The organism is Paenibacillus litoralis (genome assembly GCF_046244365.1).
Taxonomy (GTDB): domain Bacteria; phylum Bacillota; class Bacilli; order Paenibacillales; family NBRC-103111; genus Paenibacillus_V.
The window spans coordinates 8470303-8487560 of the sequence record NZ_CP176395.1 but is presented as its reverse complement, the minus strand read 5'-3'; the positions used below and the strand labels follow the sequence as shown (position 1 = coordinate 8487560).

The following is a 17258-nucleotide window of genomic DNA, read 5'->3' as shown; positions in this document are numbered from 1 at the left end:
AAGGAATAGGAACAGGCTTCGAAGGCCGCGAGTCAATTGTGGGGTTATTTTTCTGTCAGTGCGTTTCAAGATCTCGGGATGGCAGCGGGCGACGGGGAATTGCCGAGTCCAGCTTTGCCGGTTCGCTCGACTTGACAGCGTAACTCGTACAGAGTAAACTATTGCATGGGCTAAACGTGCAACGGTTCATAATAGCGATAACGTTGAAAGTGCCCCGTGACTCACGGGTGTCACTTTTTTCTATTTTTTCGGGGGGTACCATAATGACCAAGTACATCTTTGTGACAGGCGGTGTCGTTTCCTCGCTCGGCAAGGGGATAACGGCGGCATCGCTTGGACGGCTGCTTAAAAACAGGGGACTCAAGGTGACGATTCAGAAATTCGATCCTTACATTAACGTGGACCCGGGGACGATGAGTCCTTATCAGCATGGCGAAGTGTTCGTAACGGACGACGGCGCGGAGACCGATCTTGACCTCGGCCATTACGAACGTTTCATCGATATCAATTTGACGAAGAACAGCAACGTCACGACCGGCAAAATTTATTCTTCCGTCATTACCAAAGAACGCCGCGGCGAATATTTGGGCGGAACGGTACAGGTCATTCCTCACATTACGAACGAAATTAAGGACCGCGTGTTCCGCGCAGGCCGCGAAGCGCAGTCCGATGTGGTCATTACCGAGATCGGCGGTACGGTCGGCGATATCGAGAGCTTGCCGTTCCTGGAGGCTATCCGTCAAATCAAGAGCGATATCGGGCGCGACAACGTCATGTATATTCACGTGACGCTTATTCCTTATATTAAAGCGGCGGGCGAAGTCAAAACGAAGCCGACCCAGCATAGCGTCAAGGAGCTGCGCAGCATCGGCATTCAACCGAATGTCATCGTCTGCCGTTCGGAGCATCCGTTGTCCGAAGATCTGAAACGTAAAATGGCGCTTTTCTGCGACATCGACCCGAACGCAGTGGTGGAGTGTCTGGACGCCGAAACGTTGTACGACGTTCCGCTTGCGCTGCGCGAGCAGGGGCTTGATGATATCGTTGTCAATCATTTGAAGCTGACGACCAACCCGCCCGATATGACGGGCTGGGAGAGCATGGTGCAGCGGATCAAGCAGCTTCAGCACAAAACCGAAATTGCCATCGTGGGCAAGTACGTGGCGCTTCACGACGCTTATTTGAGCATTGTCGAGGCCTTGTCGCATGCGGGCTTCGCGAGCAATACCGAGGTAAACATCCGCTGGGTGAACGCCGAGGATATTTATGAGAATAATGTGGACGAGCTGCTTGGCGGCGTACAAGGCATTCTCGTGCCGGGGGGCTTCGGCGATCGCGGAATCGAAGGCAAAATCATGGCGATCCGCTATGCCCGCGAGCAAAAAATTCCGTTCTTCGGCATTTGCCTCGGCATGCAGGTAGCCGTCATCGAATATGCGCGCAACGTAGTTCGGCTTGAGGGTGCGAACAGTTCGGAGATCAACCCGACGACGCCATATCCGATCATCGACCTGCTCCCCGAGCAGAAAGATATCGAGGATTTGGGCGGCACGATGCGTTTGGGCCTTTACCCTTGCAAAATCGGGGAAGGAACGCTTGCCATGCAGTGCTACGAGGACGAGCTCGTGTACGAGCGTCATCGTCACCGGTACGAGTTCAACAACGAGTACCGCGAAGCTATCGAGGCGGCCGGCCTGAAAATTACCGGAACGTCTCCGGATGGCCGTCTCGTCGAAATCATCGAGATGCCGGAGCATCCGTGGTTCCTGGCCGTACAATTCCATCCGGAATTTACGTCCCGTCCGAACCGTCCGCAGCCGCTGTTCCGCGAATTCGTGAAAGCAGCGCTTCTGCAGCAGCAATAACCGTTCTATATCCCTTTTCAGCCGTTTCGAAACAGCAAATTACCGCTTGCTGTTCCGGAGCGGCTGTTTCGATTTCCGGTCATTGCTCACTTTTTTGTAAAACTCTTCAATTTCTTTTTGCGGCCGAGAAGGATTCTCGTTTTTTTTAGCGAAACTATATACTCAATGTGGATGGGCCGACAAGTCAGCCATTCCGTTCGAGGAGGGTATACGTTTTGGTTAAGAAAAAAATACTGATCGTTGACGACCAGAATGGCATCCGGGTATTGCTGATGGAAGTGTTTGGATCCGAAGGCTACCGGACGTTTCAAGCATCAAACGGGAAACTCGCACTCGAAATTGTAAAGACGGAGACGCCCGACCTGGTTTTGCTGGACATGAAAATCCCGGGGATGGACGGTCTCGACATCTTGAAGCACATCAAGAGAATCAACCCAGCGATCAAAGTAATCATGATGACCGCCTATGGAGAGCTCGATATGATCCGGGAAGCGACCGAGCTGGGGGCGCTGATGCATTTTACGAAGCCGTTCGATATCGACGAAATGCGGATTGCCGTAAACAACCAGTTGAACAGCCCTTCTCCGGGTTACGCCGTATGATCCTTGCAAAAGGATCATTTTTATTTGTTTATCAGTCTCAAGTCTCGTGAAGGTGCGGCCGCCGCATGGGAATGCGGGTCATGGAAGCTTGGTTATCATTTAACGGGACATGTGTTATAATACATCAGACGAAAACAAAGAGCGTATGCATTTCTGTAATTTCGAAAAGCTCGTAAACCGAAACTACAGCTACAGGACGAGACACGGATGATCGCCGTTCAATCGCGCGTCGAAGGAGTCTGCAGGACCGTTGCTTACGCAAAACCTTAAGGAGGACGTTTTATGCCACTCGTTTCAATGAACGAATTTTTGCCAAAGGCGAAAGCCAACAAATTTGCGGTCGGTCAATTCAATATGAACAATCTGGAATTCGCACAGGCCATTACCCAGGCGGCGAAAGAGCTGAACTCCCCGTTTATTTTTGGAGTAAGCGAAGGCGCGCTGAAGTATATGGGCATTGAATATACAGTAGCGATCGCGGAAGCGGCGGCTAAGCAAAGCGGCCTTCCGATTGCGCTTCATCTCGACCACGGCAGCACGTTTGAAGTGGCTATGAAATGTATCCGCGCAGGCTTCAGTTCGGTTATGTTCGACGGGTCTCATCATTCCTTCGAGGACAACATTCGTTTGACGAAAGAAGTCGTGAAGGCGGCGCGTGCAATGGGCGTTTCCGTCGAGGGCGAGCTCGGAACGATCGGCGGCGTTGAGGACGACATCAGCGTTGACGAAGAGAATGCAAATTTGGCTAAGCCGGAGGAAGCGATTCGTTTCTATGAAGAAACGGGCGTTGACTGTTTGGCGATCGCAGTAGGAACGGCGCACGGCATGTATGCCGGCGAACCGAACATCCATTTCGACATTATCGAGAAAGTGTCGAGCGCGATTCCGGTTCCGGTTGTGCTTCACGGCGGTTCGGGCGTACCGGACGAAATGATCCGCAAATCGATTCTTGCAGGCGTGGGCAAAATCAACGTCAACACGGAAAATCAAGTTGCCTGCACGGAAGCGATCCGCGAAGCGCTCGCTAAAGACGCGAAAGTATACGATCCCCGCAAATACCTCACGCCAGCCCGTCAAGCGATGGTCGAGGTCGTCAAATCCAAAATCGAATTGTTCGGAAGCGCAAACCAAGCGTAATTTCAAAATGTACGGAGACGTCGTCTTATAGGAAGACGTCTGGCATATAATCAAAGGGAAGGCATTGCCGTCAAAAGCAATGCTCTTCCTTTGATTATTTTTCCATGGAGATGCCGGCACTTTAAGTGAAGGCCGCTATAAGGCATATCTTTAGTAGGGTTTAAGCAAATTTCAGTCCGCGGCCGCCCGAAGGACGTGTCGGATAAACGTTTTGGCGCGCCCTTCGGAGTTTTTCGCTGCGTTTACTTAACGGATGAGACGTGCTAGTTTGCTAGGTTGTTGGCGGCTGCATCTCGATCCTTGATAGACGGCTGCAGGCCGGCACTGCGGTGCCTGCCGAAGACTGGAGAACATGCAGATGCAGTAGGGGGATTCGTAGTGTGAGTGAGAAGTTGATGATAGCAGGAGGAAGACCGCTGCGGGGCACGGTTCCGATCAGCGGCGCCAAAAATAGCGCAATTGCGCTGATTCCTGCGGCTATATTGGCGGAGTCGCCCGTCATTCTGGATAATTTGCCGGAGCTTAGCGACGTAAACATTTATACCGAGCTGCTTACGGAGCTTGGAGCGGTTATTGAACGTCAAGGCGATCAAATGAAAATCGATCCTACCTCGCTTCGGCCGATTGCGATGCCTAACGGCAACGTAAAGAAGCTGAGAGCGTCATACTATATGATGGGTGCGCTGCTGGGCCGGTTCGGCGAAGCGGTCATCGGTCTGCCGGGCGGCTGCAACTTTGAACCGCGGCCGATCGATCAGCACATCAAAGGCTTTGAAGCGCTGGGTGCGGAAGTGAGCAACGAATACGGCGCTATCCATATTCGCGCCAAGAGGCTCCAAGGAGCCAAAATTTATTTGGACGTCGTCAGCGTAGGCGCGACGATTAATATTATGCTTGCGGCCTCTCGTGCCAAAGGCGCTACGATCATTGAAAATGCGGCCAAAGAGCCTGAAATAATTGATGTCGCCACGCTTCTTAACGCAATGGGGGCCAAAATCAAAGGCGCCGGAACGGAAACGATTCGGATCGAGGGAGTCGATTCGCTTCACGGCTGCCGCCATTCCATCATTCCGGATCGCATTCAAGCGGCTACTTATATGATTGCGGCTGCCGCAACGCGGGGAGACGTTGTCGTAGACAACGTGATTCCGAAGCATCTCGAGGCGGTTACCGCCAAGCTTCAGGAAATGGGCGTTCATATTTACGAAATGGACGAATCGATTCGCGTCGTAGGACAGCCGGAGTACGAAAGCGTCGATGTGAAAGCGCTCGTATACCCCGGATTCGCAACCGACATCCAGTCTCCGATGACCAGCCTGCTTACGCAAGCGAGAGGGATCAGCATGATGACGGATTACGTCTACAGCAACCGTTACAAGCACGTTCCCGAGCTTCTTAGGATGGGGGCGCGCATCAAGCTGGAAGGGCGCTCGGCTATTATCGAAGGCTCGCAGTTGTCAGCCGCCAAAGTAACGGCAACCGATTTGCGTGCGGGAGCGGCGCTTGTCGTGGCCGGCTTGACGGTCCCGAATGGCGTGACTGAAGTGAACGGCGTGGAATATATCGATCGCGGCTACGACTTTTTGGTCGATCATCTGTCGCGTCTGGGTGCGGAGATTTGGCGAGAGAAGCTGTAGTGGAGCGCATTTCGCCAATATCGTGGAAGAATAGATTCGTAACGAATAGGCAATGCTAGAGAGGAAATTGCAAGAAAGTTCCCCTTTTTTCCCTGAAGATGCTGCTTCTTCCCCTTCCTCGGGCTTATCCAACATTTCTCGTTTCTGAATAAGCGGCTTTTTTACTTATGTACACCGATAGGAAAGAAATAAATCGTCATAAAAACAAATGGATAGGTGTGGTGGTAAACGCAATGGACCTGCACTTGGCTGAGCTCGAAGCGCTCAAGCTTAACGAACTTTACAAATTGGCCAAAACTCATCAAATTACGAATTACAGCCAGATGAAGAAAAAAGAACTTATTTTTGCCATTCTACGGGCTCAAGCGGAAAAAGGCGGCTTGATGTTTATGGAGGGCATCCTGGACATCCTGCAGGAGGGCTTCGGATTTTTGCGTCCGATCAACTACCTCCCTAGCGCCGAGGACATTTATATTTCCGCCTCGCAAATTCGTAAATTCGATCTGCGCTCGGGCGACCGCGTATCGGGCAAATGCCGCCCGCCTAAAGAGAACGAGCGGTATTTCGGATTGCTGCATGTAGAGGCCGTAAACGGCGAAAAGCCGGAGACGGCATCGGAGCGGCTTCATTTTCCTGCGCTCACGCCGCTTTATCCGCAGAAGAAGATCGTTTTGGAGACGTCTCCAAACGTACTGTCCACCCGTGTGATGGACCTGCTGGCTCCTGTCGGCTTGGGCCAACGCGGTTTGATCGTGGCTCCTCCGAAGGCAGGGAAGACGCTGCTGCTTAAAGAAATAGCGAACAGCATTTCGACCAACTATCCGGAAATCGAGCTGTTTGTTCTGCTTATTGACGAGCGGCCGGAGGAAGTGACGGATATGCAGCGTTCGGTCAAGGGCGAAGTCGTCGCTTCGACATTCGATGAGCTTCCGGAGAATCATATTAAAGTGGCGGAGCTTGTGCTTGAGAGGGCGCAGCGGCTTGTCGAGCATAAGAAGGATGTCGTCATTTTGCTGGACAGCATCACGCGGCTTGCGCGCGCGTACAACCTCGTCGTACCTCCATCCGGACGCACGCTCTCGGGCGGTATCGATCCGGGCGCGTTCCATCGGCCGAAACGGTTTTTCGGCGCGGCGCGGAACATCGAAGAAGGCGGAAGCCTGACGATTTTGGCTACGGCTCTTGTGGAGACGGGCTCGCGGATGGATGACGTCATTTATGAAGAATTTAAAGGTACGGGCAATCTTGAGCTGCATCTTGACCGTAAACTGGCGGAGAAGCGCATATTCCCGGCTATCGACATCCGCAGATCGGGCACGCGCCGCGAAGAGATGCTGCTGACCAAAGAAGAGCTCGAAAAAATTTGGGCGGTCCGCAAAAATATGCAGGATTCGCACGATTTTACCGAGGCTTTCATCAAGAAGCTGGGTGACTCCAAAACGAACATCGAGTTCCTCGAAACGCTCGATGCGAAGAGCGGGGCAACCATGAACAAAAAGGTCAAAAACTCAGCTTCGTAATACAAAGGGGAAAGAACCATGCATCTGGTTTATGCAGACAAAGACGGCAACGTGTTCGATCATCCGGACCATGTGGCGCTTGGACGCAACGGGGACATGATCGTCGAAGTGATGGAGGACGAGCTGATTCCGCTTCCGGAGGGAGCGACGCTCGTCAGCCTGCCGTACACGCGCCCGGTTTATATGGATGCCCGCACTGGGGATATGAAGCCGTTTCCCGGCGACTATTCGGCGGTCGGGGCCTTAATGCCGCAAGGCTATACGCGGCTTTTGCTTCCGGGCTACGTCAAGTCGGACAAAACGCAGCGTCTCCCCTTGTTCGGGTATTCGGCGGTCGTTTGGAAGAACGACGGCTTCTATGTCGCCGCCCGTTTGACTGACGATCCGCACCGCTGGGATCCGACCAATTGCGATGTGAACCAGCTGGAGCTGCAGGTCGAAGAAATTGCCCGCAAATATCCGGAGAACCGGCTGTACAAGCATCTCACGAAGTGTGCGCTTGAATATGAATGCTTGACGGCGTCCAACACCTTCTTGAACCGGTGGGAAGGGGCGGTGCCCGTCTCCTATTCGTGCAATGCCGGCTGTTTCGGCTGTATTTCCGAGCAACCGGACGACAGCGGCTTCGTTGCGCCGCAGACCCGAATGAATTTTAAGCCTACCGTGGACGAGATTGTCGAAGTGATGCTGGAGCATCTGAAGACGCCTGAAAGTATCATTAGCTTCGGCCAAGGCTGCGAGGGAGAGCCTTCCACCCAGGCCGTACTTATCATCGAAGCCATCAAGCGGGTTCGTGCTCAGACCGATATGGGCTTTATCAATATCAATACGAATGCCGGCTTGACCGACCATATTCGGGGCATTGTCGACGCGGGGCTTAATTTGATGCGCGTCAGCACGATCAGCGCGCTCGACGACCACTACACCGCCTATTACAGGCCTCGTGCCTATACGCTCAAGAACGTGGAGAAATCGCTCCGCTATGCGGCGGATAAAGGCGTCGTGACTTCGATCAACTACTTGATCTTTCCGGGCGTTACCGACCGGGAGGAAGAAGTCGAGGCGATGATCGACTTTGCCCGGCGCACGGGACTCAAGCTTATTCAGATGAGGAATCTGAATATCGATCCCGAAGCGTATTTGGAGCTGATTCCGAAGGCGAAAGGCGAGCTGCTCGGGATGAATCAGATGATCGATATTTTCCGGGAAGAGCTGCCCGACGTCATTATCGGTTCCTATACGCATGTCCCGGCAGAACTTTCCGGCCGCCGCGGCTGAAAATGAAGTTGCAACGGTTTCTTCGTTCGTGGTATACTCGCTTTACTGTGTCAATTTACTCTGGGCTGCTAACAAAGGCTCAGGGCGGAAAGAGGTGAAAGACATGAAAGCAGGAGTTCATCCGAACTACCACGTTACCAACGTTACTTGCGCTTGCGGCAATACGTTTGAATCCGGTTCGATCAAGCAAAATCTGCGCGTTGAGATTTGCTCGAATTGCCACCCGTTCTTTACAGGGAAGCAGAAATTTATCGATGCCGGCGGACGTGTCGACAAGTTCAAGAAAAAATACGGTATCTAAGCAAGAACGGATTAAACCAACCTCTTCGGGTCATCCTATGACCAAAGGAGGTTGTTTTTTTTATGGAAATTTCTATGCTCGGCAGGCGCAGCCGTATGCTTGCAGCCGCCGCAATCCTCGCTCTCGCCTTGATCGGCTGCGGGACGAACAACGGTCAAACGAAGACGAACTCTTACCAGAACGACGGCTTGCTCGGGACCACTCAGGCGAACCCGAACAACCCGGCGAATCCTCAATATCCTCACACCTATTCGGCGGATACGCAGCTTATCAAAAGCACGCTTCAGCAAATCCCGGGCATTCGTTCGTCGAGCATCATTCTGAACGGTCCGAACGCCTATGTGAATTTGGATCTGACGGACGATACTCCTCTTGAAGAGGCCATGCGCATCAAGAACGAAGCGCAGACGAAGGTCGGCCAAATGATGCCCCGCTATAATGTGAAGGTATCTACGAACAAATCGCGGATGCTGAATGGCGGAAAATAGGCACGGCTGCCAATGGCTGGACCGTTGTTGCTATTTGACGGGCAATCGGCTATACTTAGTTTTGCCGCGCTAGACGGGGAGGTAGCGGTGCCCTGTAACCTGCAATCCGCTGTAGCGGGGTTGAATTCCTGTTAGAGGTCCTGTCGATGTAGGGTCTGACGTTTACACGTGGTGTTGACGGCCGGGTCCTCCGCAATGGATGCTCATGAACCTGGTCAGGTCCGGAAGGAAGCAGCCATAAGTGAGACGTTTCATGTGCCGGAGGGCAGCCTAGCCAGAGCTAACGATAAGCGTTCCGCCTGGATCGCAGCGATCAATATCAGGTGCGCGGCATTATATATTTGCAACTAGACGATGAAACATTCCGAATCAAGACAACTTCTTGATTGGAATGTTTTTGTTTGTTTTGGAAGGAAAATGCAAAGAAAGGGAGAAGTAAGTACATAACAGACTAGACGGCCGATGAAAAACCAGTTTGAAGTAGGAAAGTGGGGGGACTTGTTTTTGAATACGCCGCAATCGTTTCGAATAGAACTTTCGATTGAAGAGATACGCGCCCATATTCAGAGAAGCAACGCCAATCGAGCCCTGCTTTTGGTCGACTCCAATCAGTCCATCGTCTTATGCCACTCGGGTTTGGCTGCAGCCATAGGAAAATCGGTCGTAGGAGAAACGCTTGCGCAAGCGTTTAACCTGAATGAACCGATTACCCGGCTCTACGAGGATTATGTAAAGGCTTCCATTTCCGGAGAGGTGTCCAAGCTCCGTTTGCTGATTTTCGGCCGGGTACAGGAAAGCGTCTACGAAATATATCGGCACTATGCATCGGATTTGGAAGAGTGGATGTATATTCTTAGCGTGAAAGAGCTGCTTGGCAGTCATGAACGTACGCTGCTTCAGTGTTTCGCGGGATCCCTCATGAAGGACGTCAATCTCGGCGTGCTGCTGATCGACGCGGATTTTTCGTTGATCGACATTAGCGATATGGCGTGCCGCGTGCTCGGTCTTGTCAAAAGCTCAATCGTCAATACGCCGATGGAGCGCATATTCGCCTCCGTGCCGCATGAGCATCGGCTAGTGCAGCCATCCTTGCTGGAAGGTGTCATCGTACGCAATCACGCCGTTTCTTGGACGAATAACCAAGAGCGTTTCGAGCTGCTGCTTGATTCCAACTTGCTGAAGGACAGCGCAGGCCATACGGTAGGCGCATACGTCATCTTTAAGGATGTCACGAATTTGCGCTCGCTCGAAGAGCAGGTTCAGCGAAGCGACAGGCTGGCCATGATCGGTCAGATCGCCGCCGGCACCGCCCATGAAATCCGGAATCCGCTCACTTCCATTAAAGGCTTTTTGCAGGTGCTCAAAAACACGTTTGTGGAAAGCGGCATGGAGAAGGAGCAGAGCTACACCGATATTATGCTGATGGAAATAAACCGGATCAACGAATTGGTCAGCGAGTTCCTGCTGCTGGGCAAGCGGAAAAACGTCAGCTTCGACAGAGTGTCGGTAACCGCGGTTATGCGGGAAATGCTGCCGATTATTAACAATGAAGCGATCTTGCATGGCGTTTCCGTCCAGTACGAGCATGCGGAGGATGCGCCTCAAGTCATTGCGGACCGGGAGCTGCTGAAGCAGGTGTTTCTGAACATTTGCAAGAACGGCATCGAGGCCATGCAGGAGGGTGGAACGCTTTCCATTTCCGAGAAAGTCGTTCTGGACGAGCGCAAGGTGCATGTCGACGTTCATGATTCCGGACCGGGTATCCCCAACTTTGTCATCGACAAAATATTCGATCCTTTCTTTACGACGAAGGAAGACGGAACCGGCCTGGGGCTGTCCGTATGCCAACGCATCATCCACGACATGGGCGGCAGCATTCGCGTTTCCTCGAAAGGATTCGGTACAACCTTCACCGTTTGCATCCCGATCCCATAGGAACGCTCCGCCGGCATTCCCTCCATTTCCTTGACAGGCCGTGTATAGTATAATGGATGTGAATGCTTTGAAAAACGAAATGTGGAGAAGGACCCAATGGCGCATATTGCATTGTATCGGTCTTGGCGACCGCAAGCTTTCGGCGATATGGTTGGACAGGCGCATATTACTCGTACGCTGCAAAATTCCTTGAAAGAAGGAAGACTGACGCACGCATACTTGTTCTGCGGCCCCCGCGGTACCGGTAAAACAAGCGCCGCCAAAATTTTGGCGAAAGCGGTCAACTGCGAGCGCGGTCCTGCCGAAGAGCCCTGTAACGAATGTTCGGCATGCCGGCGCATTACGGAAGGCGCGCTGGTCGATGTTCAAGAGATCGATGCCGCTTCTAACCGCGGCGTCGAAGAAATTCGCGATATTCGCGACAAAGTGAAATATGCACCGACCGAGGTGCGTCACAAAGTATATATTATCGACGAAGTCCATATGCTGACCACGGAAGCGTTTAACGCGCTGCTCAAAACGCTGGAGGAGCCGCCGGCGCACGTCATGTTCATCCTGGCTACAACGGAGCCGCACAAGCTCCCGGCCACGATCATTTCGCGCTGCCAGCGCTACGACTTCCGGCGCGTTCCGCTGGAGGAGCAGGTCGGACGGCTTGCGCACGTTTGCCGGGAAGAGGGAATCGAGACCGAGAAGGAAGCGCTGCAGTACATCGCGCGTTTATCCGAGGGCGGCATGCGGGATGCGCTTAGTCTGATGGACCAGATGATCTCCTTCTCCGGCAGGCAGATTACGTACGACAGCGTCATCTCGATGACGGGCGGCATCTCCCATGATCAATTCCGGCAATTGGCTGCCATGGTCAAGGACGGCGATGTTGGCCAGGCGCTGGGTGTGGTCGGCGGGTTAATGGAAGAAGGCAAAAGCGCCGATCGCTGCATCGAGAGCCTGCTGCACTATTTCCGAGACATGCTGATGATCAAGCTGATGCCGGGCGGGCAAGCGGTGACCGACCGGATCATCGACGTAGAGCCGTTCGCCCAGCTTGGCAAAGGGTATGCGAATGAGCGGATTTTCGGTATCATCGATACGCTTAACCGCTATCAGGTCGAAATGAAATATTCCGCCCAGCCGCAAACGCTGCTGGAAGTGGCCGTCATGAAGATATGCACGTCGCCATTCTCCCCGGCGGCGGAGCAAGGCGCCGCCGCGACCGCGCCGTCCGCGTCCAACCAGGACATGGAGCTTCTGAAGAATCGGATTGCCCAGCTTGAGCAGCAGCTGCAGCGCCTCATTCAGACAGGAGCGGCTCCTGCTGCGGGCTCGCCTGCCCCTAGAGGGCAGGATGCGCCAAGAACGCAAGCGTCGCCGGCGATCAAGCGGTCGACGGTCAAGCTGGATCCTTATTTGGCGGGCAAGGATTCGCAGGACTTCAAGCAGGTGCTGATGAAGTGGAGCCAAGTGCTGTCGCAGGTGAAAGAAATGAAAATATCCGTTCATGCTTGGCTTGTAAACGGAGAGCCGGTATCCTTTCATCAGGATAACGTGCTGCTTGCCTTCAAGAGTCCGCTCCATCGCGAAACGACCGAGAAGCCGGCGAACAAGCAGTTGATCGAGCAGGTGATGAGCGGCGTATTCGGGCAGCCGACGGCATTTGTAACGGTGATGCAGAAGGAATGGCAGGATGCGGAGTCGACGCCGCAGCAGCCGGCTGAAGAAATGCGTCTGGAGCCGGAAGAGCCCGGGGTCTACAAGGAAGAATGGATTAATCAGGCTATTCATATGTTTGGCGAGGACCTGGTCAAAATAAAAGATCAATAAAAGGAGACGAACCCTATGAACAACATGAACCAAATGATGAAGCAAGTGAAAAAAATGCAGGAACAAATGATGAAAGCGCAGGAAGAGCTCGGCACCAAGACGGTCGAAGGCACCGCTGGCGGCGGCGTAGTAACGGTTGTAGCCAACGGCCACAAAAAAATCACGAGCATCGTCATTAAGCCGGAAGCGGTGGATCCGGACGATGTCGACATGCTGCAGGACCTTGTTCTGACCGCCGTCAACGATGCGCTTAATCAGGCTGAAGAGCTTGCCAACAAAGATATGGGCAAATATACGGGCGGAATGAAAATTCCGGGTCTGTTCTAGAGGAACGGCACCGCAACGTCCATTATAGTGCGTGTTTAAAAAGGCCACTTTTCAGAACCGAGAAGGTTGGATGAATCTGAGTAAATCCCCCGCAAAGTGAAGCTAATCTTCGTAGCGTATTCCGATTACTTTACGGGGAGCCCCGAGGAACGAGGACACGGAGCGTAGGCAAAACCTACGTGAGTACCTACAAGCTTTCCGGAGGAAAGCTGCTTCGGAAGCATACGCTTTACCGGATGAATTCAAGATTCGATGTCGAATAACCCACAGTTTTGCTTCGTTATCAAAAGGGGCTTTTTAAAACAACCTCTAAAAGAAGGAGCAATCGGATTGTATTACCCTGAACCTATTGCGAAATTAATCGACGCGTTCGGCAAGCTGCCCGGAGTCGGTCCGAAAACGGCGGGACGTCTCGCTTTTCACGTTTTGCGGATGAAAGAAGAGCAGGTCGTCGATTTTGCCAAAGCGTTGGTTAATGTCAAACGCAATCTTCACTATTGCTCGGTATGCTGCAACATTACGGATGTCGATCCTTGCCGGGTTTGTGCGGATAAAGGCAGGGATGCATCGATCATATGCGTTGTCCAGGAGCCCAAGGACTTGGTAGCCATGGAGCGTACGAAAGAGTTCCGCGGTTATTATCACGTGCTGCATGGCGCCATCTCGCCTATGGAGGGCATCGGCCCGGACGAGATCTATATTGCGGAGCTTCTTAAGAGGCTTAGCGATGAGCAGGTGCAGGAGCTTATTTTGGCGACAAACCCGAATATCGAGGGCGAAGCGACGGCGATGTATTTATCCAGGCTCGTGAAGCCGTTCGGGCTTAAGGTAACGCGGATCGCACACGGGCTGCCGGTCGGCGGCGACTTGGAGTATGCGGATGAAGTGACGCTTACCAAAGCTCTTGAGGGCAGGCGCGAACTGAGTTGACAGAATGGGAAAAGAGTTTTTGCGGTTTGCCGCAGAAGCTCTTTTTTTTAATTTTATGGCCTTCGGCGAAACGCTTGGTTCTAAAACCGGGAAAACCGTCTTATACGTATAATAGACTGCTTACTTTCACTATACGGGAGGGGTATGGAATGGGTCTGTTGTTTAAGAGGCAACCGGATCGCGAAGAAGAGGACAAGCAATTGCTGGTTAAGGAAATACGCAAAGCGCAGCTGGAATGGCTGGCCGCCCATATGAGACTTGACTGGGTTGTCGAGCACGACGAAATCGATTATGCCGTCTATGCAATGGAAGCTGCCGAGAAAAAATACGAAATGCTGCTTCGCCAAGCCAAAAAGCTAAACTGGGAAAAAGCGCCGTTTTCGGTCCATGAACCGATTGATTCGTCTGTACCCTTCCTTCGGACGTATCACTTTTAGCGTCAACGAACTGGCTATCCGGTTTTGAACATAGAAGTTTTCAAGTTATGGAGGGGGTACTATGCATTCGATCTGGTGGATGGTCTTTATCGTTTCGCTGTCTCTGCTGGTTCTGCTGCTGCTGAGAAGCAGACTTTCCATGCAGTGGCTGGTTTATGCGGGGCTTAATGTCGTGATTGCCGGGCTATTGCTGTACATGGTGGACTGGGCGGGTAGCTCTTCGCAATTCCACATCCCGATTAACGTGCCGACCCTTGCGGTGGTTGCGATTCTGGGGGTTCCCGGACTGGTTCTTCTGGCGGCAGTAAAGCTTGTCGTCGTTTAGCATGCAGAGGCGATCGCGGTGTAAATTTTTTCAAACATAAAAAAGCTTGCAATCGGCAGGCGGTATGTGATACATTACTTCTTGCCGCTTCTGAGGCGGACAAGTAACAGAGCAATCGCAAGAAGCCGTAAGGCCGCTGCCGCAAGGCGACGAACGAACGGTCGAAAAAAAGTGCTTGCAATGTGAAAGTCGAATGTGTTATAGTATAAAAGTCGCTTTTGAGGCGATAGACAAGCTAGCTTACTTAGAAAGCTTGACTCTAACCAACGAAATTGTCCTTTGAAAACTGAACAATGAGCGAATAAAGCCAGCAAAACAAAGCAACAAATCGCATGAGCAAGTCAATATCGAAATAAAACGAAGCCTCGGCTTCAACTTTTATGGAGAGTTTGATCCTGGCTCAGGACGAACGCTGGCGGCGTGCCTAATACATGCAAGTCGAGCGGATCTTTCCTTCGGGAAAGGTTAGCGGCGGACGGGTGAGTAACACGTAGGCAACCTGCCTGTAAGACCGGGATAACTCACGGAAACGTGTGCTAAGACCGGATAGTTGGTTTCTCCACCTGGAGAGATCAGGAAAGACGGCGCAAGCTGTCACTTACAGATGGGCCTGCGGCGCATTAGCTAGTTGGTGAGGTAACGGCTCACCAAGGCGACGATGCGTAGCCGACCTGAGAGGGTGAACGGCCACACTGGGACTGAGACACGGCCCAGACTCCTACGGGAGGCAGCAGTAGGGAATCTTCGGCAATGGACGAAAGTCTGACCGAGCAACGCCGCGTGAGTGATGAAGGTTTTCGGATCGTAAAACTCTGTTGCCAGGGAAGAAGGGTGAGGAGAGTAACTGCTCTTCATTTGACGGTACCTGAGAAGAAAGCCCCGGCTAACTACGTGCCAGCAGCCGCGGTAATACGTAGGGGGCAAGCGTTGTCCGGAATTATTGGGCGTAAAGCGCGCGCAGGCGGTTGTTTAAGTCTGATGTTTAAACCCAGGGCTCAACCTTGGGTCGCATTGGAAACTGGGCAACTGGAGTGTAGGAGAGGAAAGTGGAATTCCACGTGTAGCGGTGAAATGCGTAGAGATGTGGAGGAACACCAGTGGCGAAGGCGACTTTCTGGCCTATAACTGACGCTGAGGCGCGAAAGCGTGGGGAGCAAACAGGATTAGATACCCTGGTAGTCCACGCCGTAAACGATGCATGCTAGGTGTTAGGGGTTTCGATACCCTTGGTGCCGAAGTAAACACATTAAGCATGCCGCCTGGGGAGTACGCTCGCAAGAGTGAAACTCAAAGGAATTGACGGGGACCCGCACAAGCAGTGGAGTATGTGGTTTAATTCGAAGCAACGCGAAGAACCTTACCAGGTCTTGACATCTGGATGCAAGCGTTAGAGATAGCGCCCTCCTTCGGGACATCCAAGACAGGTGGTGCATGGTTGTCGTCAGCTCGTGTCGTGAGATGTTGGGTTAAGTCCCGCAACGAGCGCAACCCTTGATCTTAGTTGCCAGCATTAAGTTGGGCACTCTAGGATGACTGCCGGTGACAAACCGGAGGAAGGTGGGGATGACGTCAAATCATCATGCCCCTTATGACCTGGGCTACACACGTACTACAATGGCCGGTACAACGGGCTGCGAAACCGCGAGGTGGAGCGAATCCTAAAAAGCCGGTCTCAGTTCGGATTGCAGGCTGCAACTCGCCTGCATGAAGTCGGAATTGCTAGTAATCGCGGATCAGCATGCCGCGGTGAATACGTTCCCGGGTCTTGTACACACCGCCCGTCACACCACGAGAGTTTACAACACCCGAAGTCGGTGAGGTAACCGCAAGGAGCCAGCCGCCGAAGGTGGGGTAGATGATTGGGGTGAAGTCGTAACAAGGTAGCCGTATCGGAAGGTGCGGCTGGATCACCTCCTTTCTATGGAGATCATGACGGCTGTAGGCCGTCGGATCAATAAGCTGGTTTTACTCGCTCATGTTCAGTTTTGAAAGGGCAATGCTCTTTCTTTGGTAAACGCAAATCGTTTGGTGACGATGGCGGAGGGGAACCACGCGTACCCATCCCGAACACGACCGTTAAGCCCTCCAGCGCCAAGGGTACTTGATCCGCAGGGATCTGGGAGAGTAGGACGTTGCCAAGCGAGCCCACTATTGTGGGCTTTTTTCGGGCCCTTAGCTCAGCTGGTTAGAGCGCACCCCTGATAAGGGTGAGGTCGGTGGTTCGAGTCCACTAGGGCCCACCATACTGTACCCCAAAAAGTGAAGATGGCCTTCGAAGGTAATTCCGTCCGTGACGAACGGATGTGAGGAAACGCGTCTAAACCTACCGTTAAGGGCGGTCATGCATCCTTGTGTTGCATCGATCAAGGTTTATACATTACTTTTCGGGGAGCCCCGGAACTGATTAAGGGAATATGGGGCCATAGCTCAGCTGGGAGAGCGCCTGCCTTGCAAGCAGGAGGTCAGCGGTTCGATCCCGCTTGGCTCCACCAAATAGACTCCAGAAAGTGGTTGAAAAAACCACTTGCAAAGAGTCGAAGAGATGTGTTACATTAGACCTCGCCGCTTTTGAGGCGGTGACGTTTGTTCCTTGAAAACTAGATAGCGAAGCAATGCAAAACATCCTTAGTTTTTTTGTAGCGATCTCGAGAGAGA

At 52.7% G+C, this 17258-nt stretch carries 14 protein-coding genes, 2 tRNA genes, 2 rRNA genes and 1 other RNA gene; all 19 read left to right on the top strand.

The annotated features are described in order from the left end of the window. Positions 1–263 precede the first annotated feature (263 nt). Positions 264–1865, top strand: a complete 1602-nt coding sequence (locus ACKGJP_RS35820) for a CTP synthase (protein ID WP_409343463.1) — start codon at positions 264–266, stop codon at positions 1863–1865. Positions 1866–2080: 215 nt separating this feature from the next. Continuing rightward, positions 2081–2467 (top strand): response regulator, encoded by a 387-nt coding sequence (locus tag ACKGJP_RS35815; protein ID WP_409343462.1) that lies wholly within the window; start codon positions 2081–2083, stop codon positions 2465–2467. A gap of 282 nt (positions 2468–2749) precedes the next feature. Further along, on the top strand, positions 2750–3604 hold the full coding sequence (gene fba, locus ACKGJP_RS35810; protein ID WP_409343461.1) for a class II fructose-1,6-bisphosphate aldolase: 855 nt from the start codon (positions 2750–2752) through the stop codon (positions 3602–3604). 395 nt (positions 3605–3999) lie between these two features. Next, the gene (locus tag ACKGJP_RS35805; protein ID WP_409347345.1) at positions 4000–5241 is read left to right on the top strand and encodes a UDP-N-acetylglucosamine 1-carboxyvinyltransferase; all 1242 of its coding nucleotides are present in this window, start codon (positions 4000–4002) and stop codon (positions 5239–5241) included. Between the two features lie 233 nt (positions 5242–5474). Then, the gene (rho, locus tag ACKGJP_RS35800; RefSeq protein ID WP_409343460.1) at positions 5475–6761 is read left to right on the top strand and encodes a transcription termination factor Rho; all 1287 of its coding nucleotides are present in this window, start codon (positions 5475–5477) and stop codon (positions 6759–6761) included. 18 nt (positions 6762–6779) lie between these two features. Next, the gene (locus ACKGJP_RS35795; RefSeq protein ID WP_409343459.1) at positions 6780–8039 is read left to right on the top strand and encodes a radical SAM protein; all 1260 of its coding nucleotides are present in this window, start codon (positions 6780–6782) and stop codon (positions 8037–8039) included. 103 nt (positions 8040–8142) lie between these two features. Beyond that, positions 8143–8340 carry a 50S ribosomal protein L31 gene (gene rpmE / locus ACKGJP_RS35790; RefSeq protein WP_113035665.1) on the top strand — a complete coding sequence of 66 codons (198 nt, stop codon included), beginning with the start codon at positions 8143–8145 and terminating at the stop codon, positions 8338–8340. Between the two features lie 62 nt (positions 8341–8402). Continuing rightward, positions 8403–8828 carry a YhcN/YlaJ family sporulation lipoprotein gene (locus tag ACKGJP_RS35785; protein ID WP_409343458.1) on the top strand — a complete coding sequence of 142 codons (426 nt, stop codon included), beginning with the start codon at positions 8403–8405 and terminating at the stop codon, positions 8826–8828. Between the two features lie 64 nt (positions 8829–8892). Next, an RNA gene (gene ffs, locus ACKGJP_RS35780) (signal recognition particle sRNA large type) lies at positions 8893–9159 on the top strand. Between the two features lie 173 nt (positions 9160–9332). Further along, a complete protein-coding gene (locus tag ACKGJP_RS35775) occupies positions 9333–10763 on the top strand; it encodes an ATP-binding protein (protein WP_409343457.1) in 1431 nt (476 codons plus the stop codon). A gap of 96 nt (positions 10764–10859) precedes the next feature. Beyond that, the gene (dnaX, locus tag ACKGJP_RS35770; protein WP_409343456.1) at positions 10860–12584 is read left to right on the top strand and encodes a DNA polymerase III subunit gamma/tau; all 1725 of its coding nucleotides are present in this window, start codon (positions 10860–10862) and stop codon (positions 12582–12584) included. A gap of 15 nt (positions 12585–12599) precedes the next feature. Next, entirely contained in the window at positions 12600–12911 is a 312-nt protein-coding gene (locus tag ACKGJP_RS35765) for a YbaB/EbfC family nucleoid-associated protein (RefSeq protein WP_409343455.1), read from the top strand. Between the two features lie 330 nt (positions 12912–13241). Continuing rightward, positions 13242–13841, top strand: coding sequence for a recombination mediator RecR (gene recR, locus ACKGJP_RS35760; protein ID WP_409343454.1), 600 nt, complete (start codon positions 13242–13244; stop codon positions 13839–13841). A gap of 149 nt (positions 13842–13990) precedes the next feature. Beyond that, entirely contained in the window at positions 13991–14278 is a 288-nt protein-coding gene (locus ACKGJP_RS35755; RefSeq protein WP_409343453.1) for a DUF2508 family protein, read from the top strand. Positions 14279–14339: 61 nt separating this feature from the next. Next, positions 14340–14603 (top strand): pro-sigmaK processing inhibitor BofA family protein, encoded by a 264-nt coding sequence (locus ACKGJP_RS35750; RefSeq protein WP_409343452.1) that lies wholly within the window; start codon positions 14340–14342, stop codon positions 14601–14603. A 377-nt stretch (positions 14604–14980) separates the two neighbouring features. Continuing rightward, a 16S ribosomal RNA gene (locus tag ACKGJP_RS35745) occupies positions 14981–16521 on the top strand. 106 nt (positions 16522–16627) lie between these two features. Then, a 5S ribosomal RNA gene (gene rrf / locus ACKGJP_RS35740) occupies positions 16628–16744 on the top strand. A 25-nt stretch (positions 16745–16769) separates the two neighbouring features. Further along, positions 16770–16846 (top strand) — tRNA-Ile (locus tag ACKGJP_RS35735). Between the two features lie 173 nt (positions 16847–17019). Further along, a tRNA-Ala gene (locus tag ACKGJP_RS35730) sits at positions 17020–17095 on the top strand. Positions 17096–17258: the final 163 nt, after the last annotated feature.